The 22847-nt window shown below is 74.1% G+C and carries 21 protein-coding genes; 7 read left to right on the top strand and 14 right to left on the bottom strand.

Annotation, left to right across the window (positions count from 1 at the left end):
- Window positions 1–104: 104 nt before the first annotated feature.
- Window positions 105–887 carry a LysR family substrate-binding domain-containing protein gene (locus tag AB0958_RS00820; RefSeq protein ID WP_366888112.1) on the top strand — a complete coding sequence of 261 codons (783 nt, stop codon included), beginning with the start codon at window positions 105–107 and terminating at the stop codon, window positions 885–887.
- Here the strand turns inward: AB0958_RS00820 and AB0958_RS00815 are convergent.
- The 3 genes from AB0958_RS00815 to AB0958_RS00805 form a co-directional block, all read right to left on the bottom strand.
- Window positions 882–2429, bottom strand: coding sequence for an MFS transporter (locus AB0958_RS00815; protein WP_366888111.1), 1548 nt, complete (start codon window positions 2427–2429; stop codon window positions 882–884). The genes AB0958_RS00820 and AB0958_RS00815 overlap by 6 nt on opposite strands.
- Window positions 2430–2551: 122 nt before the next feature.
- Entirely contained in the window at window positions 2552–3256 is a 705-nt protein-coding gene (locus tag AB0958_RS00810; protein WP_366888110.1) for an HAD family phosphatase, read from the bottom strand.
- 15 nt (window positions 3257–3271) lie between these two features.
- Window positions 3272–3748: an Lrp/AsnC family transcriptional regulator gene (locus tag AB0958_RS00805; RefSeq protein ID WP_358973378.1), complete on the bottom strand. Its 477-nt coding sequence runs from the start codon at window positions 3746–3748 to the stop codon at window positions 3272–3274.
- 229 nt (window positions 3749–3977) lie between these two features.
- Between AB0958_RS00805 and AB0958_RS00800 the strand changes: the two genes are divergently transcribed.
- Together AB0958_RS00800 and AB0958_RS00795 are read left to right on the top strand one after the other, a co-directional pair.
- A complete protein-coding gene (locus AB0958_RS00800) occupies window positions 3978–5468 on the top strand; it encodes an FUSC family protein (RefSeq protein WP_366888109.1) in 1491 nt (496 codons plus the stop codon).
- Window positions 5469–5577: 109 nt separating this feature from the next.
- Complete coding sequence (locus AB0958_RS00795; protein WP_366888107.1) at window positions 5578–6609, top strand: lactonase family protein; 1032 nt, start codon at window positions 5578–5580, stop codon at window positions 6607–6609.
- A gap of 190 nt (window positions 6610–6799) precedes the next feature.
- Here the strand turns inward: AB0958_RS00795 and AB0958_RS00790 are convergent, their stop codons facing one another.
- Entirely contained in the window at window positions 6800–7723 is a 924-nt protein-coding gene (locus AB0958_RS00790) for a hypothetical protein (RefSeq protein WP_366888105.1), read from the bottom strand.
- Between the two features lie 142 nt (window positions 7724–7865).
- Complete coding sequence (locus AB0958_RS00785; RefSeq protein WP_366888173.1) at window positions 7866–8861, bottom strand: BadF/BadG/BcrA/BcrD ATPase family protein; 996 nt, start codon at window positions 8859–8861, stop codon at window positions 7866–7868.
- 215 nt (window positions 8862–9076) lie between these two features.
- On the opposite strand from AB0958_RS00785, the gene AB0958_RS00780 reads away from it, so the two are divergent.
- Complete coding sequence (locus AB0958_RS00780) at window positions 9077–9754, top strand: uracil-DNA glycosylase (protein ID WP_366888104.1); 678 nt, start codon at window positions 9077–9079, stop codon at window positions 9752–9754.
- 39 nt (window positions 9755–9793) lie between these two features.
- Here AB0958_RS00780 and AB0958_RS00775 read toward each other — a convergent pair whose 3' ends face one another.
- The 5 genes from AB0958_RS00775 to AB0958_RS00755 form a co-directional block, all read right to left on the bottom strand.
- Entirely contained in the window at window positions 9794–10777 is a 984-nt protein-coding gene (locus AB0958_RS00775) for a 2-oxoglutarate and iron-dependent oxygenase domain-containing protein (protein WP_366888103.1), read from the bottom strand.
- A gap of 80 nt (window positions 10778–10857) precedes the next feature.
- Window positions 10858–11814 carry a homocysteine S-methyltransferase gene (mmuM, locus tag AB0958_RS00770; protein ID WP_366888102.1) on the bottom strand — a complete coding sequence of 319 codons (957 nt, stop codon included), beginning with the start codon at window positions 11812–11814 and terminating at the stop codon, window positions 10858–10860.
- Window positions 11811–12560, bottom strand: a complete 750-nt coding sequence (locus AB0958_RS00765) for an amino acid ABC transporter ATP-binding protein (protein ID WP_366888172.1) — start codon at window positions 12558–12560, stop codon at window positions 11811–11813. The genes mmuM and AB0958_RS00765 overlap by 4 nt, the downstream gene beginning before the upstream one ends.
- Window positions 12560–13390 carry an amino acid ABC transporter permease gene (locus AB0958_RS00760; protein ID WP_366888101.1) on the bottom strand — a complete coding sequence of 277 codons (831 nt, stop codon included), beginning with the start codon at window positions 13388–13390 and terminating at the stop codon, window positions 12560–12562. The genes AB0958_RS00765 and AB0958_RS00760 overlap by 1 nt, the downstream gene beginning before the upstream one ends.
- On the bottom strand, window positions 13387–14298 hold the full coding sequence (locus AB0958_RS00755; protein ID WP_366888100.1) for an ABC transporter substrate-binding protein: 912 nt from the start codon (window positions 14296–14298) through the stop codon (window positions 13387–13389). Before AB0958_RS00755 ends, AB0958_RS00760 begins: the two co-directional genes overlap by 4 nt.
- Before the next feature lie 169 nt (window positions 14299–14467).
- Between AB0958_RS00755 and AB0958_RS00750 the strand changes: the two genes are divergently transcribed.
- Complete coding sequence (locus AB0958_RS00750) at window positions 14468–15238, top strand: IclR family transcriptional regulator (protein ID WP_366888099.1); 771 nt, start codon at window positions 14468–14470, stop codon at window positions 15236–15238.
- Between the two features lie 36 nt (window positions 15239–15274).
- On the opposite strand, the gene AB0958_RS00745 is transcribed toward AB0958_RS00750, so the two are convergent.
- Both AB0958_RS00745 and AB0958_RS00740 read right to left on the bottom strand, forming a co-directional pair.
- Complete coding sequence (locus AB0958_RS00745; RefSeq protein WP_366888098.1) at window positions 15275–16024, bottom strand: IclR family transcriptional regulator C-terminal domain-containing protein; 750 nt, start codon at window positions 16022–16024, stop codon at window positions 15275–15277.
- A gap of 148 nt (window positions 16025–16172) precedes the next feature.
- The gene (locus tag AB0958_RS00740; RefSeq protein WP_366888097.1) at window positions 16173–17258 is read right to left on the bottom strand and encodes a sialidase family protein; all 1086 of its coding nucleotides are present in this window, start codon (window positions 17256–17258) and stop codon (window positions 16173–16175) included.
- A 282-nt stretch (window positions 17259–17540) separates the two neighbouring features.
- Here AB0958_RS00740 and AB0958_RS00735 point away from each other — a divergent pair, with 282 nt between their 5' ends.
- On the top strand, window positions 17541–18164 hold the full coding sequence (locus tag AB0958_RS00735; RefSeq protein ID WP_366888096.1) for a hypothetical protein: 624 nt from the start codon (window positions 17541–17543) through the stop codon (window positions 18162–18164).
- 25 nt (window positions 18165–18189) lie between these two features.
- Here AB0958_RS00735 and AB0958_RS00730 read toward each other — a convergent pair whose 3' ends face one another.
- Window positions 18190–20169: a HEAT repeat domain-containing protein gene (locus AB0958_RS00730; RefSeq protein WP_366888095.1), complete on the bottom strand. Its 1980-nt coding sequence runs from the start codon at window positions 20167–20169 to the stop codon at window positions 18190–18192.
- Window positions 20170–20296: 127 nt separating this feature from the next.
- Complete coding sequence (locus tag AB0958_RS00725; RefSeq protein WP_366888094.1) at window positions 20297–21973, bottom strand: DNA alkylation response protein; 1677 nt, start codon at window positions 21971–21973, stop codon at window positions 20297–20299.
- A gap of 71 nt (window positions 21974–22044) precedes the next feature.
- Here AB0958_RS00725 and AB0958_RS00720 point away from each other — a divergent pair, with 71 nt between their 5' ends.
- Window positions 22045–22800: a PaaX family transcriptional regulator C-terminal domain-containing protein gene (locus AB0958_RS00720; protein ID WP_366888093.1), complete on the top strand. Its 756-nt coding sequence runs from the start codon at window positions 22045–22047 to the stop codon at window positions 22798–22800.
- Window positions 22801–22847: the final 47 nt, after the last annotated feature.

Genomic DNA, 22847 nt, shown 5'->3' with positions numbered 1-22847 from the left:
CGAGCGCCGACCACGCGTGCCGACCCGAGTGCGCCCACGCGTGGCCGGCCGCTCCGGTGCCGGGCCGTCCACCGCCCCCGACCGCGGCCGGTTAACCTTGCCTGGTGACAGGCTCGGAGGAAACACCGTCGTTCCGGCTCGCGTACGTCCCCGGCGTGACGCCCGCCAAATGGGTACGGATCTGGAGCGAGCGCCTGCCCGACGTCCCCCTCACGCTCCACCAGGCCCCGGCCGCCGAGGTGGCCGGCCTGCTGCGCGCGGGCGACGCGGACGCCGGTTTCGTACGGCTCCCCGTGGACCGTACGTTCTTCAGCGCGATCCCCCTCTACACCGAGACCACCGTCGTCGTCGCCCCCAGGGACCACGTGATCACCGCGGCCGAGGAGGTCACCGTCGCCGACCTCGCCGACGAGGTCCTCTGCCACCCCCTGGACGACGTGTTCGACTGGGACGCCCCGCCCGGGGAGCCCGCCTTCGAGCGCCCCGCGACCACCGAGGACGCCGTCGAACTGGTCGCCGCCGGTGTGGGCCTGCTCGTGGTACCCCAGTCCCTGGCCCGGCTGTACCACCGCCGGGACCTCACCTACCGGCCGCTCACCGACGGCCCCCGGTCGACCGTGGCGCTGTCCTGGCCGGAGGAGGCCACCACCGACCTGGTCGAGGACTTCATCGGCATCGTCCGCGGCCGCACGGTCAACAGCAGCCGCGGCCGGCAGCAGGCGCCGGAGAAGCAGCAGAAGCCGGAGCGGGCCGAGCGGTCGCAGAAGCCCGCGCAGGCCAAGGCGGCGCAGGCCGGCCGTGGTACGCCGCGGTCGCGGGGCACCGGAGCCAAGCGCGCCCAGTCCGCCAAGCCCGCGAAACGCGCCAAGCCCCGCCGCCGGTCATGACGAGGGTCGGGCCTCGGGCCCACGCCCGGTCCGTTCCACCGGTCCCAGGTCCACCGGTGCCAGGTCCTGCGGTGCCAGGTTCTGCGGTGCCACGTCTCGCGGTTCCGGGCCCTGCGGTGCCTTCGTCCGTTCCCGCAGGTCGGCGGCCGCCAGGCAGAGCGCCAGCAGGATGAGTCCCACGGACGTCAGCAGGCCGTACTGGAGCGCCTCGACGGCCGACCCGTGGTTGGCCAGATGCGCGAAGTACACGGAGCCCACGACGGCGATCCCGGCCGCCGAGCCGACGCGCTGGCCGGTCTGCAGCACCCCGCCGGCGGCGCCGGCCCGCCGCACCGGGACCCGCATGAGCGTGAGCGTGGTGTTGGGGGAGACCGTGATGCCGGAGCCGATCCCGCCGACGATCATCGGCAGCACGGCCGCCCACCCCAGGCTGTCCGACGGCACGGTCCGCACCACCGCGAGAATACCGAGCAGCCCCAGCGCCACCCCGGTGAGGCCGAGGACGACCAGCTTGCGCCCGTGCCGTACCACCATCCGGCCGCCGAGCGCGGCACCGACCGCCGAGGACGCCGCGAACGGCAGCACCGTGACGCCGGCGGCCAGCGCGCTGTATCCCGCCGCGTTCTGCAGGTACAGGGCGAGCACGAAGAAGACGGTGGTGAAGCCCGCGAAGTAGGTCAGGCTGACCAGCGCGCCGAGGGTGAAGGACCGCAACGAGAACAGGTTCAGATCGACCAGCGGTGCCCGGCCGAACCGGCCCTGTCGCCGCTCCCACGTCCAGAACAGGCCCAGCAGCAGCGCGCCCAGCGGCAGCAGCGCCCACTTCTGCCGCCCGGTCCACTGCTGCTCCTGCACCAGCGGCAGCATCAGGGCGAGTACTCCGGAGCCGAGGAGCAGCACCCCGACCGGGTCGAACTCCTCCTGCTTGCCGACGGCGGGGAACCGCGGCAGCAGCCGCAGCCCCGCGACCAGCGCGACCACCCCGATGGGCAGGTTGACGAAGAACACCCAGCGCCAGCCGTCGCCGGTGCCGACAGCGTTGATGATCACACCGCCGGCCAGCGGGCCCACCGCCGTCGACACCCCGATGACACTGCCGAGCAGCCCGAAGGCCCTGGCCCTTTCGCCGCCCTGGAACATCTGCTGGATCAGCCCCGAGGTCTGCGGGGCGACCATACCCGCCGCCGCGCCCTGGATCAGCCGGAACACCACCAGCCAGTCCGGGCTCGCCGCGAGTCCGCAGGCCGCCGACGCCACGGTGAAGACCGCGAGGCCGACGAGGAACGCCTGGCGGCGGCCGCGCATGTCACCGAGCCGGCCCGCCGGGACGAGGGCCAGCCCGAAGGTGAGGGAGTATCCGGAGACCACCCAGGCCTGGGCGGCCTCCGTGGCACCCAGCCCGTGTTCCATGGAGGGCAGCGCGACGTTCACGATCGAGGTGTCGAGCAGCGAGATGAAGCCCGCCGTCAGACAGACCCCGAGCGCCTTCCAGCGCCGGTCTTCGGTGGCCGGCGGCTGTGGTTCTGCCCAGGTCGTGGTCATGCGGACACGCTATGCAGTCATTCGGGTCATCGCACGACCGGCGGAGCGAACGGGGGCGGTATGGATCCTTCCGGGTGACCGTCCGTCGGCTCGCCCCAGCCGGGAGGCGTCAGGGGGACGGCTCAGGCGGACGCGCCGGGGAGGCGCGTCGAGGGCGTGGTCAGCCAGTCGTAGACCGCGTCGGCCGTGAAGTCCGCCTGCCCGCCGCGCAGCAGCAGGTCGGCCGTTGTGAACCGGTCGGCGTGGGCGGCGACGTACGGGATCGCGATGCAGCGCATCCCGGCGGCGTGGGCCGCCGCCGCGCCCGGGGCCGCGTCCTCCAGGACCACGCAGTCGGCCGGGGCGGCCCCGAGCCGGCGGGCCGCCTCCAGGAAGACGTCCGGGGCCGGTTTGCCGCGCGGGACCTCGTCGGCCGAGACGGCCGTACGCAGATGGGCGTCCAGACCGGTGCCGGCCAGGATCGCCCCGATCGCCTCGGGGGAGGAGCCCGAGGCCACCGCCAGCGGGACGCCCGCGGCCGCCAGCAGCTCCACCAACCGCCGCATCTGCGGGTACGCGCGGGTGCGGGTCCTGGCCAGCTCCAGGTAGCGCCGGTTCGTCTCCGCGAGCAACTCGGACACCGGAGGCCGCAGCCCGTGGCGTTCCCGCAGCAGGTCCACCGTCTCCAGCGTGCTGATGCCCACGAGCTTCTCGTGCTCGGCCCAGGTGAAGTCCAGGACGCCGTGCGCGGCCAGCGTCTGCCGGGTCGCCTCGAAGTAGTTCGGCTCGCTGTCCACGAGTGTGCCGTCGAGATCGAAGATGACCGAGAGGGTGCCGAGGTCGCTCATGGGGTCAGGATGCCGTCATCCCCGCGCCGCCCGGCCGATCGACTCCACCAGGGGCAGCAGCCGGTGCGGGACGCGTTCGCGCAGCGCCACCTCGGTCCGGGTGCGCACCACGCCCGGCAGGCTGATCAGCTTCTGGATCACGTCCTCCAGATGCGCGTTGTCCCGCGCCACCACCCGGGTCAGCAGATCCCCGCCGCCCGTGATCGAGAACGCCTCCACGATCTCCGGCACGGCGGCCAGCGCTTCCCCCACGTCGTCCAGATGTCCCTGGGTGACCTCGATGTGCACGAACGCCAGCACCGGATGGCCGAGCGCGGCGGGGGAGAGCACGGGTCCGGTCCCGGTGATCACACCGTCCCGCTCCAGCCGGTCCAGCCGGGCCTGCAGGGTGCCCCGGGCGACACCGAGGATCCGGGCGTACTCGCGCACGCTGGTACGCGGCTGCTCCAGCAGCAGCCGCAGAATGCGGGTGTCCAGCTCGTCCACGGTCATCAGCTACGACTGTACCAATGCCGACTGTACCAATGGCTCACGTCGCGCCCGCGCCGAGCTGGGCCAATGGCCTCACAGTCACGCTTGCGACCGCCTCTTCGCCGGACCGATGGCACAGTGAATTCGGCCTCACTTGAGCCAGCTGCCCCCGCAGTGCTCTCATGTTCGTGTCGATGGCGCTGCGGGTCCCCGCGGCGCCATTTCCATGCCGCCCGTGGGAGGGGAATCAGTGCTGAAGAGGGTGTTCACGGCTCCTGACCCGGGGCGGGTGCGACTGCGCTTCGCCGCGCGGGCCGTGCTCGGCATCGGGCTCGCCGTCGTGGTCTGCGCCCTGGCCGGGCATTCCCTCATGGGCGCCGTCACCGGCGGTCTCACCGCACTGCTCGCCCTGTTCACGGTCACCGACCCCACCGTTCGCGGGCAGGCCGTCACCACGGTGCTGCTGCCCGTCGTGGGCCTGCCGGTCCTCGCGGTCGCGGCCGGACTGCACGGCGTACCGGTCGCCCGGGACCTGGTCTTCCTCGCCGTGGTCGGCGCCGGTGTGTACGCACGTCGCTGGGGGCCGCGCGGTCACAGCCTCGGCGTGTTCGCCTTCATGACCTACTTCGTGGCGCAGTTCCTGCACGCCACCCCCGTCCAGCTGCCGGAACTGTCTGCCGCCGTCCTGCTGTCCGTGCTCTGCGCCGCCGCCGTCCGCTTCGGCCTGTGGTGCTACGAACGGCGACTGCCCACGGCGCCGCCCGTGCCCGCCCCGCCCGCCGGCACCGGCCTGGCCCGGGTGACCACCCGGCAGGCCGTGCAGGCGACCGCGGGCGCGGGTTTCGCGCTGGTCGTCGGCCAGCTGGTGTCCGGCCAGCGCTGGTACTGGGCGGTGGGCGCCACCTGGTGGATCTTCGTCAACACCGCCTCACGCGGTGAGACGCTGGTACGGGGCTTCCGCCGGGTCCTCGGCACGGTCATCGGCATCGCCCTGGGCCTGTTGGCCGCCGCCCCCGTGCACGGCGCCCCGGTCCCCACCGCCGTGCTCGTCGGCGTCGCCGTCTTCGGCGTCTTCTACACGGCCGCCGTCTCCTACACGTGGATGATGCTGTGGGTGACCTTCCTCGCCGCACTGCTCTACGGCCTGCTCGGCGTCCTCACCCCGGACCTGCTGGCGCTGCGCCTGGCCGAGACCGCGGTGGGCGCACTCGGCGCCGTACTCGCCGTGCTGTTCGTGCTGCCGGTCACCACCCACCTCACCACCGACGCCTGGATCAGGCGCGCCCTGCGCTGTGTGCACGCCTGCACGGCCGAGGCCGCCGCCCGGCTGGCCGGCGCCACCGCCGCCGACCCGGCGCCCCGGGTGGCCGAACTGGAACAGCTGCTCGGCCGGGTACGGCTCTCGGTCGCCCCGCTCGTGCACCCCCTCAACCCGATGTCCGGCCGCAAGCGCCGCGCCCGCCGGGTCCTCGCGCTCCTGGACGAGTGCGCGCGGGAGGTCCGCGGCCTGGTCGCCGTCGCCGGCGACCCGGAGGCCTCCCACGACGCCCGGCTGGCCGCCGCCTGCTGGCGGGTCGAGGCCGCCGTGGAAGCCCTCACCAGGGGTTCGGAGCACATCACCGCCCCCGCCGAGCCGCCCACGGAACCCGCCCTCGCCCATCTGCACGGTCTGGAGCGGGCGCTGGTCGACCTCGCCGAGCCCCTGCGGACGCCCCCGGGCTCCCCCCTGGTCGGCGCCTGAGACGTGCCCCGCCCCTTGGTCTAGACCGCGAACTGCTACCGTCGGCCCCGGACCGGCCCGTACCGACTCGTACCGGCCCGTATCGAGACCGTAGCGAGAGGGGACAGCGGTGGCAGACGGCGGCAGGCGGCGCAGGGCGTTCATCGGGTCGTTCACGGCGGCGGGCGGGCCCGGGGTCGTCACGGCCGCCGTCCACCCGCACAGCGGCGCCCTGGCCCTCCTGGAGAGCGTCGACGGGGTGCCCGACCCGTCGTATCTCGCGCTCGCCCCGGGCGGGCGCACCCTGTACGCGGTCAGCGAGACCGCGGACGGCGCGGTGGCCGCGTACCACGTCCACGACGACAAGCCGCGCCTCGCCGGGCCGCCGGTGCCGGTCGACGCCAGCGGCCCCACCCACCTCAGCGTCTTCGACGGCCACGTGCTGACCGCCAACTACGGCTCGGGCAGCGTCAGCGCCGTCCCGGTCCGCCCCGACGGCACGCCGGCCGGCGCCGCCTCCGGGGTGCTCCAGCACACCGGCTCCGGCCCGCACGAGCGGCGCCAGCGCGCCCCGCACGCCCACCAGGTGCAGCCCGACCCCAGCGGTCGCTGGGTGGTCAGCGTCGACCTGGGCACCGACTCGGTGCGCGTCTGCACCGTGGTGGACGGCGTCCCCGTGCTGCACCGCGAGTTCGCGCTGCGCCCCGGCTCGGGCCCCCGCCACCTGGCCTTCCACCCCGACGGCCGGTACGCCTACGTCGTCAACGAACTCACCCCGACCGTCACGGTCTGCCGGTGGGACGCCGCCACCGGGTCACTGCGGCCGCTCAGCGAGACGCCGGTACTGCCCGGCGCCCCCGCCGGGGACGCCTACCCGTCCGGCATCGCGGTCTCGTCCGACGGCCGCTTCCTGTGGACGGCGACCCGCGGCGAGGACGTCCTGACGACGTTCGCGGTCGAGGGGGACCGCCTGCACCTGACGGCGGCGGTCCCCTGCGGGGGCCACTGGCCCCGGGCGCTCGCCGAGTCCGACGGCCACCTGTACGCGGCGAACGAACGCTCGGGGAACATCACCTGGTTCACCGTCGACGAGGAGACGGGCGTACCCCGCTACGACGGCCAGGTGGAGATCCCGGCACCGTCCTGCGTCGTCTTCGACTGAGGTCGCCCGGGAGCGCCCCTCGGACCGTGGGGAACTGCGCGAACGACCCCCACCGGCCCGCGGCCGGGACCGGACCGTGCCACCCCGCGGAACAACCGACGGGGCCCCCGGGAACCGACGGGGCCCCCGGGAACCGACGGGGCCCCGGGAAAGGCCCCCGGGAAGGGACCCCGTCCGAAGCGCGGCCGCGTCAGCGGACCGGCGCCCCCTGCGGCTGCTGCGGAGCGATCCCCAGCGCCGTCGTGTACTTGGCCAGCGCCAGCTTGCCGATCGCCGGATACGCCCCCAGCGGCTCGGCGGTGGCGCAACCGGCCTCCTCCGCGGCGGCGGCCAGCAGCGCCGCGTCGATCTCGGGGCCGATCAGGTACGGCGCGAGCGCCAGCTGCTGCGAACCGGAACCCCGCAGCTGCTCGGCGACCGAGGCGATCGAGCCCTCCTGGTCCAGCGCGGCGGCCATCACCGGCACGGCGAGGCGCGCGGCGAGCAGCATGCCGGTGATCCCGGCTGCCTGCACCGCCTCGTCGCCGCCCACCGACGCCAGGATGATGCCGTCCGCGGCCGTCGCCACGGTGAACAGCCGGGCCCGGTCGGCGCGGGCCAGACCGGCCTCCGACAGACGCACGTGCAGGGCCTCGGCGAGCAGCGGGTGCGGACCGAGCACATCGGTCAGGTCCGCGGCGACCCGGCTCTCCATCACGGCCTGGCGGACCTGGCGCAGCAGCGAACCGTCCGGACCGGCCAGCAGGGGCACGACGACGGCGACCGGGCCGTCCGGCGCCTTTATGCCCTCGACGCCGGCCGCGACGGCCTGCTCGTAGCGCGCGGTGCGCTCCTCGGCGGCACGGGCGAGCACCGACTGGAGGGTGGGGAACTCCGCGTCCTCCCCGTCCAGGTACCCGATCCGGGCGTCCAGGCCGGGCAGCTCGGAACGGGCGATGCTCACGACCTCCTCGGCGAGTCCGCGCGTGGCCGCGCTGGGCGTACCGGGCACCGCGAGGACGAGCGCGGGCGCGTCCTGAGGAGCGACCAGCGGCTCGGGACGGCGGTGCCGTCCGGGCTGGCGGGGGCGCGGCATTCGTACTGGCAGGCCGGCGGGCCCAGTGGGGGAGCTCATGGCGCCGCATGTTACTGGCAATCTGGGCTCCCCTGTTCGGGGAGGGTGCAGGTGAGCGGTATCCGTCCGGTTTTGTCTGATGAGTTACGCATGGTTCGGCCGTGATCCCACCATCTGCCGGACACTTCAGATTGCGGTCTGATCAATCCGCTTTTGTGTGGACCACGGAGAACAGCCGATCATCACCCGGCAGGGTGAGCCGTCCGGTGACCAGGTCACTCGCGACGCGTACCGCTCCGTGCAGCGGATCGCCCTCCGCGGCAACCCGCCGGGCGTGCGGCACCAGTTCGGCCAACTCCGCGGCGAGCGGTGCGAGCAGGGGGTCCCCGAGCCGCAACAGGCCACCGGTGACGGCGATCAGGGGTGCACCGGCCATGGGGCACACGGCGGCGGCCGACTCGGCCAGGTGCCGGGCCGCCGCCCGCAGGATCCCGGCCGCGACCGGGTCGTCCGCCGCGCAGTGCGCGACCTGCGGCGCGAAGGAGGCCAGCACGGCGGGCCGGTCGGCGCGCGGGTAGAGCAGACCGGGCAGGCCGGGCAGCGGCCCGAACCGCTCCTCGGCGCGGGCCCGCAGCGCGGCCGAGCCGCCCCGGCGCCCGTCGAAGGCGCGCAGCGCCGCTTCCAGCCCGGCCCGGCCGATCCAGGCCCCGCCGCCGCAGTCGCCGAGCAGGTGACCCCAGCCGTCCGCCCGCCGCCAGCCGTCCAGATCGGTACCGATCGCGATCAGACCGGTGCCCGCGGCGACCACCGCGCCCGGGCGCGGACCGAGGGCGCCGACGTAGGCCGTCACCGCGTCGGCGGCCAGCGCGACCGTCCGCGCGCCGAGCTCCCGGGCCAGTGCGCCGGGCAGTTCGGCCCGCAGGGCGTCCCCGAGGGTGGCCAGCCCGGCGGCGCCCACGACGACCGCGGTCACCCGGTCCAGGCCGTACTCGTCGGCCGCCGCCCGTGCCATGGGCAGGAGTTGCTCCAGGAGATGCTCCGGGTCGATGCCCCGGGCCCCCGTCCGCACCGGAGCCCGCGACTCCCGTGGTGCCGACGGCTGCCGCCCCGGTACACCGACGACGGCCCGCAGCCCGGAGCCACCGGAATCGACCGCGAGGAACCCGGAGAGCCCTCTCTCGGGCCGGGCGCCGGTCACGGCATGCACCGGGCCACCCGTCGGCCGGTGTCCGGCTCCCGGAGGATCACTGGCGGCACGGGGCTCTCCCCTCCGTCTCCGTTACCGGCGGCGCGAGTTGCGGGACCGGGGCGACGAGCTCGACGGGGAGGAAGGGTAACCCCGCGGGCGGCGTCCGGGGGCGGAGGCTCTCCGTATGTGCGTGCCGCCGGTGTGTGCCAGTAGGGTGACGCGCTGTGGCACCACGACCGTTGCACGAACTTGTAGAGGCCGGCTGGGCGAAGGCCCTGGACCCGGTGGCCGGACGGATCGCCGCGATGGGGGACTTCCTGCGGGCGGAGATAGCGGCCGGCCGGACGTATCTCCCGTCCGGGGCGAACGTCCTGCGGGCGTTCCAGCAGCCCTTCGACGACGTGCGCGTCCTGATCGTCGGCCAGGATCCCTATCCCACCCCGGGGATGGCCGTCGGACTGAGTTTCGCGGTGGCGCCGGAAGTCCGTTCGCTGCCGGGGAGCCTGGAGAACATCTTCCGGGAGATGAACACGGACCTGGGTCTGCCCAGGCCGTCCAACGGTGATCTGACGCCGTGGACCCGGCAGGGGGTGCTGTTGCTCAACAGGGCGCTGACGACGGCCCCCCGCAGTCCTGGTGCGCACCGGGGCAAGGGCTGGGAAGAGGTCACCGAGCAGGCGATCCGGGCGCTGGCGGGGCGCGGCAAGCCCCTGGTGTCCATCCTGTGGGGGCGTGACGCGCGCAATCTGCGGCCGCTGCTCGGGGACCTCCCGGCGATCGAGTCGGCCCACCCCTCCCCAATGTCGGCGGACCGGGGCTTCTTCGGCTCGCGTCCGTTCAGCCGGGCCAACGAGCTGCTGGCGCGGCAGGGGGCACAGCCGGTGGAGTGGCGCCTGCCATGAGCCGTGGGCTGTGGGCTGTGGGCTGTGCGCCGTGGGCCGTCACACGACCGTCAGCTCCGGATGGTGCTTGCGCACCACGGCGGGGTGGGCGCGTACCCAGCCCTTGAGTTCGTTCCAGCCGAACTCCGCGAACAGCGGGTTGTCCGGGTCCTCCGTCACGCCCCGCGCGTCCGCCGCGCCGGGGAAGGGGAGCGGCGCGATCCGGGCGTCCAGGCGGGGGTTGTAGAAGAACGGCGCGGAGAAACGCTCGCGTGCCCCCGGAGGCGAGACGACACGGTGGTTCGTCGCCTTCAGGTAGCCGTTCGTCGCGACCTCCAGCAACTCGCCCAGGTTCACCACGAACGCCCCCGGTAGGTACGGCACGTCGATGAAGCCCTGTCCGTCCGGCGTCTCCACCTGGAGTCCGGGCACCTCGTCGGTCAGGAGCAGGGTCAGGAAGCCGTAGTCCTTGTGGACGCCGACACCCTGGTCGTCCCCCTCGGGGGCCCGCCCCGGGTAGCGGACCAGCTTGAGGTGGTTGCGCGGGTGGCCGGAGAAGGCGTCGTCGTAGAAGTCCTCGGGACCGCCGACGGCGGCGAGCAGCTCGTGCAGCAGCCGGTGGGCGACCGCGCTGAGCCGGGCCATCCACGCCAGGGAGACCTCCCGTAGCACCGGCAGAGCCGCGGGCCACTGGTTCGGGCCCTCCAGCCACCAGTAGGGCGGCTCGCCCGGGGCCGGCACGCGGGCGGGCAGTTCGTTGCTGATGTCCAGTTGGTCGCGCCAGTCGCGGCGTCCCTGCGTGTGCTCGTTGCCGATCCTCGTGTAGCCGCGGAAGTGGGGCGAGTTGAGGTTGTCGACCGCGTGCCGGTCGGCCTCGGACAGGGCGAAGAAGGCGCGGGCGGTACCGAGCAGCCGGGCCTGCTCGGCGGCGGTGACGCCGTGTCCGACCAGTTGGAAGAAGCCGACGTCGCGAGCGGCCCGGTGGAGCGCGTCACGGTCGGGGGCGGAGAGGTCGACGACCGGGAGGGTGTCGGGCTGGGACATGGTGGGCGTTCCTTGCGGGTGGTGCGGGTACGGAGTACGCCTGTGTGGTCGGGGGTCGGTGGTGGGACCTCGGGGGTCGCTCAGCGGTCCGCTGTCGAAGGGCGGAGGCGGGCGGCCAGTTCCGCGATCTCGGCGGGGCCGACCCGACAGCAGCCGCCGACGAGCAACGCTCCGGCGCGCAGCCAGGCCGGTGCCAGGTCCGCGATCTCGTCCTGGGCGCCCAGCCAGCTCCGGGTGGCGGCGTCCCAGACGCCGCCACCGTTCGGGTAGACGACGCCGGGCACTCCGCCGACCAGGGCCAGTGCGGCGGTCGCGTCGGCGGCAGGGGCGCAGTTCACCCCCGTGGCGACGACGGCGTCGCTGCTCCGGGCCAGGGCGAAGGCCTCGGCCAGCGGCTGACCCGCGCTGGTGGTCGTCCCGCGGATGCTGTACGACAGCCACGCCGGGATGCCCAGGCCGTCCAGGGCGATCAGCACGGCCTCGGCCTCCCGCAGGTCCGGGACGGTCTCGACGGCGAAGACGTCGGGGGCGGCCTCGGCCAGCGCCTCCAGCCTGGGGCGGTGGAATCGGGTCAGCTCGGCCACGCTGAGGCCGTAGTCGCCCCGGTATTCCGAGCCGTCGGCCAGCATCGCGCCGTACGGCCCCACGGACGCCGCGACCCAGCGCCTCCGCGGGGACTCGCCCAGGGTGCTCTCGGCGGCCTCGGCGGCCTCGGCGGCCTCGGCGGCCTCGGCGGCCTCGGCGGCCTCGCGGGCCAGGGACACGCTGCGTTTCAGCAGCGCCGTGGTCTCGGCGCGGGAGATGCCGAGCCGGGCGAATCCGTCGTAGGTGGCCTGGTAGCCGGCCGTGATGGCGACCTGTGCGCCCGCCGCGAAGTAGGCGCGGTGGACGGCCGCGATCGCGTCGGGGTCGTCGCGGAGCAGGCGGGCGGACCAGAGGGTGCCGCTCAGGTCGTGGCCCTGGGCCTCCAGTTCGTTGGACATGCCGCCGTCCAGGACGAGGGGTCCGGCGGCCAGGGCGTCGCGGAAGGTCGTCACAGCACTCTCGTCACGAAGTCGCGGGTTCGGGGGTGTTCGGGGGCGGTCAGGACGCGGGTGGGCGCTCCGGACTCCAGGATCCGGCCGTCGTCGAAGAAGACGACCTCGTCGGCGACCTCGCGGGCGAAGCCCAGTTCGTGGGTGACGACGAGCATCGTCATGCCGTCGGCGGCGAGGCCGCGCATGACGTCCAGCACCTCGCCGACCAGTTCCGGGTCGAGGGCGGAGGTCGGCTCGTCGAACAGCATGAGCTTCGGCCGCATGGCCAGGGCGCGGGCGATGGCGACCCGTTGCTGCTGGCCGCCGGAGAGCTGGGCCGGGTAGGCGTCGCGCCGGTCGGCGAGACCGACCCGGTCCAGGAGCGCCAGCGCCTCGCCGGTCGCCTCGGCGCGAGGGCGGCCCGCGCCCACCGGTCCCTCGACGACGTTGGCGAGGGCCGTCAGGTGCGGGAAGAGGTGGAAGCGCTGGAAGACCATGCCGATGTCGCGGCGCTGCCGGGCCAGGTCGCGGCGGCGCAGCTCGCGCAGCCCGTCCCGGTACGGCTCGTACCCGATCGGTTCGCCGTCGACCAGGATCCGGCCGCCGTCGGGCCGTTCCAGACGGTTCACGCACCGCAGGAACGTGGACTTCCCCGAACCGGAGGGCCCGATCACGCAGGTGACCGTCCCGCGCGGTACGGAGAGGTCGATTCCGCGCAGCACCTCCCGCCCCGCGAAGGACTTGCGGACACCGGTGGCCTCGATCATCATCGGCTGCCGCCCTTCGCGAAGTGCCGTTCCAGGTAGTGCTGGCCGATGTTGAGCAGGGTCGTGACGGCCAGGTACCAGACGCTGGCGACGATCAGCAGCGGGATCGTCTGGTAGGTGCGGGCGTACACGATCTGCACGGAGTAGAGCAGTTCCGCGTAGGCCAGCACGCTCACCAGGGAGGTCGTCTTGAGCATGGAGATGGTCTCGTTGCCGACCGGCGGGATGATCACCCGCATCGCCTGGGGCAGGACGATCCGGCGCAGCGTCCTGGCCCGGGACAGGCCCAGCGCGTCCGCCGCCTCCAGCTGCCCGGGGTCGACCGAGACGATCCCGGCGCGGATGATCTCGGCGAGATAGGCGGCCTCGTTCAGGCCGAGACCCAGCAGGGCCGCGGCGAAGGTCGTGACGACGGAGTTCGCGGGGACGCCGCCGATCGCCGGCAGGAGGGGCAGGTGCAGGGACAGCGTCGGGTACAGCGCGGATATGAAGCCCCAGAACAGCAGCTGGACCAGGAGCGGGGTGCCCCGGAAGAGCCAGATGTACGCCCAGCTCACGGCCCGCGCGACGGGGTTGTCCGACAGTCGCATGAGCGCCAGCGCGATGCCGAGCACGAGCCCGATCGCCATGGCCGCGGCCGTGAGCTCCAGGGTGGTCAGCAGGCCCGTCGTCACGGTCCGGCTGAACAGCCAGGCGCCGACCGTGTGCCAGCCGAAGCGGGGGTTGGTGATCAGCGACTGGACCAGGCTCGCGGCCAGGAGCACCACCACGAGGGTCAACGCCCACTGGCCCGGCCTGCGGCGGCGGTAGAGCGGCAACTCCTCGGTCATGAGGCCGCGTTGACCTTGAACGAGTCCAGCGCGCCGGACGCGAGGCCCCACTTGGCGAGGATCTGCTGGTAACCGCCGCTCGCCTTGAGGTCCTCCAGAGCCGACTTGAGCAGCCCGGTCAGCTGACTGTTCTTCGGCACGGCGATGCCGAAGGGCGCGTTGCCGTACGAGTCCCCGGTGACCTCCAGCTTGCCTCCGGACTGCTTGGCCGCGTACGCGGCGACCGGGGAGTCGGCCAGGGCGGCGTCGGCGCGGCCGCTGGTCACCGCGAGGTTCACCCCGGTGCCGTCCGGGAAGGTGCTGACCTTGATCGGGGTCTTGCAGGTCCTGGCGCGGGCCGGCAGGTCCACGAGCGCCTGCGTCGACCCCTTCGCCACGGCGACGGCACGGCCGCACAGCGCGTCGCCCCCGGGCTTGAGCGCCTTGGGGTTCCCGGCGGGGACCAGCAGGGACGTGCCCGCGTCGAAGTAGGTGACGAAGTCGACGACCTTCTCCCGCTCGGCGGTGTCCGTGAAGGAGGAGACGCCGAGCTGGTACTTGCCCGACTGGAGCCCCGGCAGGATCGAGTCGAAGGGCACGTTCACGATGGTGACCTTGACGCCGAGGACGGTGCCGAGGGCCTTGTCGAGGTCCGCCTCGGCGCCGACGACCGTCTTGTTGTCGGAGGCGAAGAAGTCCATCGGCGGGTAGCTGACGTCACTGGCGACCGTGATCCCGCTCGTCCGCAGCGCGGCCGGGACCTTGGCGGCGAGCGCGGCGTTCCTCGCGATCGGCGCGGCGGACGCGGAGGCGGAGGAGGTGCCGGACGCCGTGCCGGAGGAGGCGCCGGCCGGGTCCGAGGGGTCGGCACAGCCCGCCAGGAGCAGCGTCGCGGAGCCGAGGAGTACTAGCGGGCGCAGAGCGGACAAGGCGAACTCCTGATGAGCCTGAAATGCGAGGGATGGCTGGAGACTATCCGTGGATGCGAAATAGACAAGTCCAGTTGCTCATCCTGCACGTACCTTGCAATGAACCTGCAATGTCCGCGCAATGATCGCCCGCGGCACCGCCACGACCCGGCGCTATGCTCGGCCCGCGATGACCACCGACAGCAGCCTGAGACGCGGCCTGGCCGTACTACGCCTCTTCGCCCAGCACCCGTCGCAGGACCCGCGCGGTCACACCGCCGCCGAGGTCGCGGCGCTGCTGGGCCGCGAACGCAGCCAGGTCTCCCGGATCCTGCGGAGCCTGGAGGCGGCCCGGTTCCTGCGCCGTGATCCCGCTTCGCTGCGCTACTCCGTCGCCTGGGAGCTGTACGCGCGCGCCCAGCAGATCACCGAGGCACGCCTGCGCCGGGACGGCCGCACCGCACTGGAGGGCATCGCCGCCGACACGGGGGAGTGCGCGTACCTGGGGGTCCTGCGGGGCGCCAGTTCGGTGACGATCCTCGAATCGATGCCGCCGGCACTGTCCTCGTTCGTCTCGTGGGTGGGCCGCGCCTATCCCGCCTACTGCAGCGACGCCGGACAGGCGCTGCTGTTCGACGCGGGCCCCGCGGAGGTCGCCGCCGTCCTCGCCCGCACCGCCTTCGTCCGGCACGGCCCCAACACCCCGGCCGACCTGGACGACTTCCTGGCCCGGCTGGCCGCGGCCCGCGAGCGGGGCTACTCGGTCGTCGACCAGGAGGCCGAGCCCGGCCTGTACTCGCTCGCCGCTCCGGTCAGGGACTTCCGCGGGGAGATCGTCGCCGCCGTGCAGGTCGTCGGCCCGCGCCGTCGTCTCGAGCCGGCGACCGCGGCCTGCGCGGAGTCGGTGGTCCGCTGGAGCGCCTGGCTGACCGCCGCCCTGCGCTCGACGGACGAGGCCTGATCGTCCGGGCCCGGCTCAGCGGAGACCGGACCCGGCTCAGCGGAGCAGGGCGGCCAGTCGCGTCGCCGCCTCACCGATGGCTGCGACGATCTCGCCCCGGTCGTCCCTGGCCGCCGCGTGCGGCACGACCGCGCTGACCGCCGCCACCACGTCCCCGCGTACGTCCCGTACCGGGGCGGCCACCTCCAGCACGTCCTCGTCGTACTCGCTCTCGCAGACCGCGACCCCGCGCCCGGCGTCCGCGGCGACCCGCGCCAGCAGGTCGTCCACGGTCCGCGGCGCGTAGGGGCCGCCCGCCCCGATGAAGTCCTCGCCGCCGAGGAGCCGGGCGGCCTCCTCGCGCGCGTGGTCGAAGAGCAGCGCCCGGCCCGCCCCGGTGCACCACACCGGTGTCAGGCGTCCCGCGCGCGCCCAGGAGAACTCGGCCCAGGCCGCCAGCTCGGCCCGCACCGAGAGCACCATCGCCCCACAGAGCACGTCCACGTACGCACACGCCCCGAACCGGACCACCAGCTCCCGCAGCAGCGCCCGGCTCTCCACCCCCCAGGGGCCGGCCTCGGCCGCGACGGCCAGCAGGTCGGCCCCGGCACGGAACTCGTGGCCGTCCCGGGCGAGCGTCCCGGTGCCGACCAGATCCCGCAGCAGTCGCGACGCCTGCCCCTTGTCCAGCCCGCTCTCCTCCGCCAGCCGGACCACCCCGGGGCCGCCCCGGCTGTCGAGCTCCCCCCGGACCACCCGTTCCACCAGCCCGAGCCCTCTGGGCAGTGCTCCTGTCGCCACGTCCATGCGCCGGATGCTACAGATCCGCACGCCGGGTGCTACAGATCCGCACGCCGGGTGCGCGGCCGCACGGGCGACGTCACGGCGAGACCACCGCCGAGGACGGGAGCCCGCGGCCCGCGCCGGAACCCCGCTTTTCCGTCGCCCGCCGGCCTCAGCCGACCACCGCGGCCCGTACGCACAGCACGTCCGGGAGATGGGCGGCCAACTGCCGCCAGCTGTCGCCGTCGTCGGCCGACGCGAACACCTCGCCGTTGCGATTGCCGAAGTACACCCCGGCCGGGTCCGCGTCGTCCGTGCAGAGAGCGTCGCGCAGTACCGTGCCGTAGTGGTCGTCGGTGGGCAGCCCCGCCGACAGCGGCTCCCAGGTGCTGCCGGCGTCGGTCGTGCGGAAGACCCGGCAGCGGCGGCGGGCGGGCACCCGGTCGGCGTCCGCGTTGATCGGGAAGACGTACGCCGTCCGCGCGCGGTGCGGGTGGGCGGCGGCCGCGAACCCGAAGGTGGAGGGCAGGCCCGCACCGATGTCGGTCCAGTGCGCTCCGGCGTCGTCGCTCCGGTACACCCCCCAGTGGTTCTGCAGGTACAGCCGGTCCGGGCTGCCCGCGTCCTGGGCGATCTTGTGCACGCACTGTCCGAACTCCGGGTGGGGATCGGGCAGGAACACCGCGGAGACACCGGAGTTGGACGGTGCCCAGCTCGCACCGCCGTCGGTGGTGCGGAACACGCCCGCCGTCGAGACGGCGACCGTCACCGCCCGCGGGTCCCGGCGGTCGGTGAGCACGGTGTGCAGGCCCTCACCGCCGCCGCCCGGCACCCACTTGTCACGCGTCGGGTGCTCCCACAGCGGCCGGACCAGGTCGAAGCTCTCCCCGCGGTCCTCGGAGCGGTACAGCGCGGCCGGTTCCGTGCCCGCGTACACCACGTCCGGCTCGGCGGCGGCCGGGTGCAGCTGCCACACCCGCTCCAGGGAGGCGCCGGTGTCCTTGGGGAACCGCACGGCGGGCCGGGCCGGTTCGGTCCAGGTGCGGCCCAGGTCGTCGGAGTGGAAGACCGAGGGCCCCCAGTGCGCGCTGTCGCCCCCCGCCAGCAACCGGGTCCTGCCGCCCCGGTTGTCGATGGCGACCGAGTAGATCGCCTGCGCGTTGAAGTAGGGACTCTCGTCGAAGTCCCAGGTGCCACCTCGCCGCCGCCCCAGGAACAGACCCTTGCGGGTGCCCACGGCGAGCAGTACCTCGGTCATGCCGATCACCTCCATGACGTCTTCGTCACAGCCAGTCCTCACATGTCGGCCAGTCTGCACCCGCCCACTGACAGTCCCCCGCGGGATCGTGTCGTCGCAGGTCGGAGCCGTCGTGTCGATCGGTCGAACAGGTCGGCGGAACGCGTTCCGGAAGACGCCTGCGCGAGCGGGGCCGGTCGTGCGACCGTCGACTCGGAGGTTCGCCGTGAGCAGCCGTGAGCAACAAGGCGGCCTCTGCCGTATGGGAGGGCGGTCCGGGCTGTCCGTGCGCGCGTGAGGAGGATGCCCTTGAAGGCGTTCCGTGGTCCGAAGGTCTGGCTGTGGCGCTGGCGGCGCAATCCGCTGAAGCGTCGCGCCGACACGCTGGAGGCCTGGGTGCTGCTCGGCGCCTGGCTGTTCACCCTCCTGGCCGGGGTGCTCGCCGGGCTGGCGGCGGCCCGGTCGGTGGAGGGCGGACTGGCCCGCGAGCGCGTCGAATGGCACCCGGTCGTGGCCCACGTCGTGGAGAAGGCACCCGGCAGATCCGCCTCCGAGTCCGGGTCCGGGTCCAAGTCCGGTTCCGGGTCCGGGGCCTTGGGCGGTGAACGGGTCTGGGCGAGAGTGGGCTGGAGCGTCGACGACGGCTCGGTGCACACCGGCCAGGCCCGTGTCCCGGCGGGCAGCAGGGCGGGCACCCCGGTGACCGTCTGGACGGATCCGCAGGGCCACCTCGTCACCCGGCCCGCCACCGCCGCCGAGGCACACCTGCGCTCCGCGCTGATCGGCGGCCTGGTCGGGCTGAGCGCGGCGGCCGTGCCGTTCGTCGCCGGACTGGTGGCGCGAAGCCGGCTGGAGCGGCGCCGAATGGACCGCTGGGACGCCGAGTGGTCGCGGCTCGGGCCACAGTGGGGCCGGACGACCGGCTGAGACCCACGCGCCACCGTGCCCCCGGTCAGAAGCTCCTCAGCGCCGTCCGGCAATGGACGAGAAGGCGCTCGTCCTGGGCGATGTCGTGACTTCCGTAGCCGCCCGGCCGTGCCGTGTGCCGCCGAGCGGTGGCGAGTTCGGCCGTCACCAGGTCGTGCAGCGGGGCACCGGCCGGACCCATCGCCGCCAGGCACCCGGCGATCGTGCGGCGTGTGTACGGGTTCTCCGACCAGGCGGCCCGGAACACCGGCAGCACCGGTTCCGGGTCGCCGCCGATCCGCCACAGGGCCCATGCCGCCCCCGTCCGCTCCCGCACCCGGCCGGACGCGGCCAGCGCACGCAGCGCGGGCAGCGCGTCCCGGGCGACGGGGCCCAGCCGGCCCAACTGCTCGGCAGCGGTCCTGACCCCGCGACCGCGGCCGAGCGCCAATTCCCGCATCAGAACCGGGAGCACGGCATCGGCGTCGCCCTCCGCCGCCCACAAGGCCCCCGCCGCCCCCGCCGCGTGCCGGGTGCTGAGCAGCCCGCGCAGCACCGGCACCGCCGCCCGCGCGGCGCTCCCCAGCGCGTCCAGTGCCCCCACCGCCTGCCCGACCAGGGCCTCCCGCGCCCCCAGCCCGTCAGGTGCGCCGCGCAGCAGCCGCAGCACCTCGGGCACCGCCGCGGTGTCCGCCAGCGCGGTGACCGCCGCCAGCATCGGGGCGGCCCGCTCGGCGGCGTCCGGTGCGTCCAGCGGGACACGGCCGAGCCGGTGCCGCAGCGCCGGGGCGAGCGGAGCGGCCGCCCGGCCCAGGTGAACCACCTCGAAACCCAGACCGGCGGGCACCACCGGCCCCGCCAGTAACTGGGCCAGGGCCGGCACCGCGCGCGGATCGCCGCTCCTGGCCAGGGCCTTGAGGGGGCCGCCCAGCGAGGGTCTGCCCCGCTCCCAGGTCCGCACCCACAGGTCGGGACGCACCGTCACCAGCGAGTGCAGCTCGTCGGCCGCGGGCGTGGCCAGCCCGAAGAGTTCGGCGAGCACCGAGACGGCCGCGTCCCGCAACTGGTCCTCCACGCAACGCAGCTGAGCGCCGATCAGGGAGACGGGGGCCGTGAAGTCCGCCCGCCACGCACGGAACAGCTCGGCCGACATCCGCACCGCGTTGCACCGGTCCATCGCCCCCGGGCTGCTCAACTGGCCTACGAGCAGGTCGATCCGGCCGGTCACCCGGTCGTCCAGGGCCCGGTGCAGGGTGCGCAGCAGGGACGCACCCTCCTCGTCCGACGGCCGCAGCCGCCGTATCCGGCCGACGAGCGTGTCCGTCTCCGCCCGGTCCGTACCGGACGACCTACGCTCGGTCCGCTCCCGTAGCAGCCGGACCGCGGTCGGGACCGGATCGGCGGGCAGCCGCTGCGGCGCGCGGAGCGCCAGCTGCCCCAGTGCGGCGAGCCGTGTCCCCGGGGCGTAGGGCGGCTCGCTCTGCGCGGCCAGCAGGTCCAGTGCCCCGGCCGCCTGCGCCGGATGGCGCACCACGAACAGGCCGAGGGCCTCGGCCAGCGCCCGCAGCACCTGTTCGTCGCTCTCGGACCTGACCCGCCGGCCGAGCACCTCCAGGACCCGAGCCGGTTCGTCCAGGAACCGGACCAGCGCGTCGGCCGCCGCCCGCCGCACCCCGGGGCACGGATCGTCGGCGAGCGGCACGAACACCTCGGCACGCGCGCGTACGGCGGCCCGGGCCCGGCTGCCGGCGCTCTCCGAGCCGATGCTGACCAGCAGTTCCACTATGGCGCCCCGGTCCCGCACCTCCGGGCGGGCCGCGAGCGCGCACAGGAACGGGACACAGGCCAGCGTCGAGTCGTACACGTTCCCCCGGTGGTGCACCGAGCCGTACAACCCGTCGAGCGCGGCCTCCCGATCGGCCGCGTCCGGCGAGGCCAGTCGGCGCAGCAGGCCGGGCACGTCCGCCGCGCTGCCGTAGGCGTGCCGCAGCGAGGTCCAGTCGACCTCGTCTATCCCCGTGAACACGTTGTCCTCCCCAGGCGAGTACCACCTGTTCCGGAGTCTGCACCACGGCACTGACAACAATGCGGAATCGGACGACGACTGTGTGCGATCCGTCGGCGGTCACCGGCCACCGGCACGCCCGGAGGGGTCAGTTCGCGCCGGGCAGCGCCCGCTCCAGGATCGGGTCGAGTCCGGCCCCGGCCGGCAGGGTGCCGAACGCGTACCCCCAGTCGCCGCCGAGCCGGGTCGCGCAGAAGGCGTCGGCGACGGCCGCGGGGGCGTACCGGACCAGCAGCGAGGCCTGCAGGGCCAGCGCCATCCGCTCGACCAGGCGGCGGGCGCCAGCCTGGTCGGTTTCCGCCGATCCGGTCCTCAGCCGGGCGACCGCGGCGTCCAGTCGGGCGTCCGCCCCGCGCGCGTGGGCGAGTTCGCCGAAGAAGGCGTCGGCGGCGCCGGGTTCGCGGGAGAGAGCCCGCAGCACGTCGAGCGCGTTGACGTTCCCGGAACCCTCCCAGATCGACAGCAGCGGAGCCTCCCGGTAGTGCCGGGGCATGCCGGAGTCCTCGACGTACCCGTTGCCGCCCAGGCACTCCAGGGCCTCCGCCGTGAAGGCAGGGCCGCGCTTGGTGACCCAGTACTTGCCGACGGCGGTCGCGATCCGGCGGAACGCCCGCTCCTCCTCGTCCCCGCGCACCGCGCGGTCCGCGGCCCCCGCGAGACGCAGCGTCAGGGTGGTCGCCGCCTCCGACTCCAGCGCCAGGTCGGCCAGTACGTTGCGCATCAGCGGCTGGTCGACGAGCCGTGCCCCGAACGCGCCGCGGTGCCGGACATGGTGACCGGCCTCCACCAGCGTCTTGCGCATCAGGGTCGCCGAGTTCATCACGCAGTCCAGCCGGGTGCAGTTGACCATCTCGATGATGGTCTTCACCCCCCGTCCCTCCGGACCGACCGACCAGGCCACGGTCCCGTCGAACTCGGGCTCCGAGGACGCGTTGGACCGGTTGCCCAGCTTGTCCTTCAGCCGCTGGATGCGGAACGTGTTGCGGCTCCCGTCCGGCAGCACCCGCGGCACCAGGAAGCACGACAGTCCGCCCGGGGCCTGCGCCAGCACCAGGAAGACGTCGCACATCGGGGCCGAGGTGAACCACTTGTGGCCGCGCAGCGTGTAGACGCCGGGCTCGGACGTGGGGGCGGCCGTCGTGGTGTTCGTCCGTACGTCCGAACCGCCCTGCTTCTCGGTCATGCCCATGCCCGCGAGCAACCCGGGCTTGTCCGTCGGCACCCGCAGGCCGGGCTCGTAGACCCTGCTGGTCAGCAGCGGTTCGTAGACCTTGGCCAGCTCCGGCTGCGCGCGCAGTGCGGGAACGGCGGCATAGGTCATCGACGTCGGACAACCATGGCCGGATTCGGTGTGTCCCCACACCAGCCCGCCCGCGGTCCGCGCGACGTGGGCGCCGGGACGGTCGTCCGCCCAGGCCGCCCCCGCCAGCCCCTCGGCCACCGCCACCCGCATCAGGTGGTGCCAGGCGGGGTGGAAGTCGACCTCGTCGACGCGGTGGCCGTACCGGTCGTGGGTGCGCAGCTCCGGCTCGTACCGGTTGGCCAGCTCACCCCACTCCTGGGCCTCCGCGCTCCCGGCCCGTGCCCCGAGCCGCCGGATCCCCTCCTCGGCCCACCCGGCACCCTCCCGGCGGAGCCCTTCGAGGAGGACCGGGTCGTCGGAGGCGTCGTAGGGCGCGAGCGGCGGCGCCTGGTTGGTGACGTCGTGGGTGGCGGCGGTGGCGGCGGTGGGCTGTGGCTGCGGAAGCGCGGCGGTGGAGTCCATGGCTTCATGTTGCACTTCATCTGCGGTCGTAGCAATGATGCAACATGGGGTCGCCCGTACAGTACGTGACCATGCACATGAACGTGTCCGCCGAGCCCGTCGAGGCCGACCTGCGGCCCCTGTCCGCCCGGTCGGTCGTGCTGAGCCTGCTGCTGGGCATGCACCCCCCGCAGCTGCCGGTGAAGGACCTGGTGCGGCTCGTCGAGCCCTTCGGGATCGGCGGCTCGACGCTCAGGGCCGCCCTCAGTCGCATGACGGCCTCAGGTGACCTCCGCCGGACCGACGACGCCGTCTACGGCCTCAGTGACCGGCTGCTGGCCCGGCAGCGCCGCCAGGACGAGGCGGTACGGCCACGCACGCGCGCGTGGGACGGCGACTGGGAGATGCTGGTCATCACGGCCACCGGCCGCGGGCCCGCCGAACGGGCCGACCTGCGCACCCGGTTGACCGCTCTCCGGCTCGCCGAGCTCCGCGAGGGGGTCTGGCTGCGCCCGGCGAACCTGGCGCGGGCCCTGCCGGCCGACCTCCTGGAGATCGCCGAGTCGTACACGTCCCGCCCGTCCCGCCCGGCGGCCGAACTGGCGTCCGCGCTCTGGCCGTTGACGACCTGGTCCGCCAAGGCCCGAGCCCTTCTGGTCCGGACGGCCGAGTCCCCTCTCCCGCCGGCCCGCTTCACGGTCTTCGCGGCCGCGGTCCGCCATCTGCTGACGGACCCGGTCCTGCCCCCGGACCTCCTCCCACCCGACTGGCCGGGCGACCGCCTGCGCACCGCGTACGCGCACTACCGGGCGGAGTTGGGAGAGCCGACGCTCCTCCCGCCCACCTGACGAACGCACCCGGAAGTGACGTCACTTCCACCACCACGCTCCGCCGG

It is taken from the genome of Streptomyces sp. NPDC006655 (genome assembly GCF_040703965.1).
GTDB lineage: Bacteria > Actinomycetota > Actinomycetes > Streptomycetales > Streptomycetaceae > Streptomyces.
This window is presented reverse-complemented; position numbering and strand designations above follow the sequence as displayed.

What these genes read in the sequence shown, in the direction of transcription:
- AB0958_RS00775 (WP_366888103.1), bottom strand. Translation starts at nt 10,777, where the DNA reads ATGTCCCAGCCCGACACCCTCCCGGTCGTCGACCTCTCCGCCCCCGAC.
- AB0958_RS00765 (WP_366888172.1), bottom strand. Translation starts at nt 12,560, where the DNA reads ATGATCGAGGCCACCGGTGTCCGCAAGTCCTTCGCGGGGCGGGAGGTG.
- AB0958_RS00760 (WP_366888101.1), bottom strand. Translation starts at nt 13,390, where the DNA reads ATGACCGAGGAGTTGCCGCTCTACCGCCGCCGCAGGCCGGGCCAGTGG.
- AB0958_RS00740 (WP_366888097.1), bottom strand. Translation starts at nt 17,258, where the DNA reads ATGACCGAGGTACTGCTCGCCGTGGGCACCCGCAAGGGTCTGTTCCTG.
- AB0958_RS00725 (WP_366888094.1), bottom strand. Translation starts at nt 21,973, where the DNA reads ATGGACTCCACCGCCGCGCTTCCGCAGCCACAGCCCACCGCCGCCACC.
- AB0958_RS00790 (WP_366888105.1), bottom strand. Translation starts at nt 7,723, where the DNA reads ATGAGCTCCCCCACTGGGCCCGCCGGCCTGCCAGTACGAATGCCGCGC.
- AB0958_RS00810 (WP_366888110.1), bottom strand. Translation starts at nt 3,256, where the DNA reads ATGAGCGACCTCGGCACCCTCTCGGTCATCTTCGATCTCGACGGCACA.
- AB0958_RS00745 (WP_366888098.1), bottom strand. Translation starts at nt 16,024, where the DNA reads ATGGACGTGGCGACAGGAGCACTGCCCAGAGGGCTCGGGCTGGTGGAA.
- AB0958_RS00805 (WP_358973378.1), bottom strand. Translation starts at nt 3,748, where the DNA reads ATGACCGTGGACGAGCTGGACACCCGCATTCTGCGGCTGCTGCTGGAG.
- AB0958_RS00815 (WP_366888111.1), bottom strand. Translation starts at nt 2,429, where the DNA reads ATGACCACGACCTGGGCAGAACCACAGCCGCCGGCCACCGAAGACCGG.
- AB0958_RS00750 (WP_366888099.1), top strand. Translation starts at nt 14,468, where the DNA reads ATGACCACCGACAGCAGCCTGAGACGCGGCCTGGCCGTACTACGCCTC.
- AB0958_RS00720 (WP_366888093.1), top strand. Translation starts at nt 22,045, where the DNA reads ATGCACATGAACGTGTCCGCCGAGCCCGTCGAGGCCGACCTGCGGCCC.
- AB0958_RS00735 (WP_366888096.1), top strand. Translation starts at nt 17,541, where the DNA reads ATGCCCTTGAAGGCGTTCCGTGGTCCGAAGGTCTGGCTGTGGCGCTGG.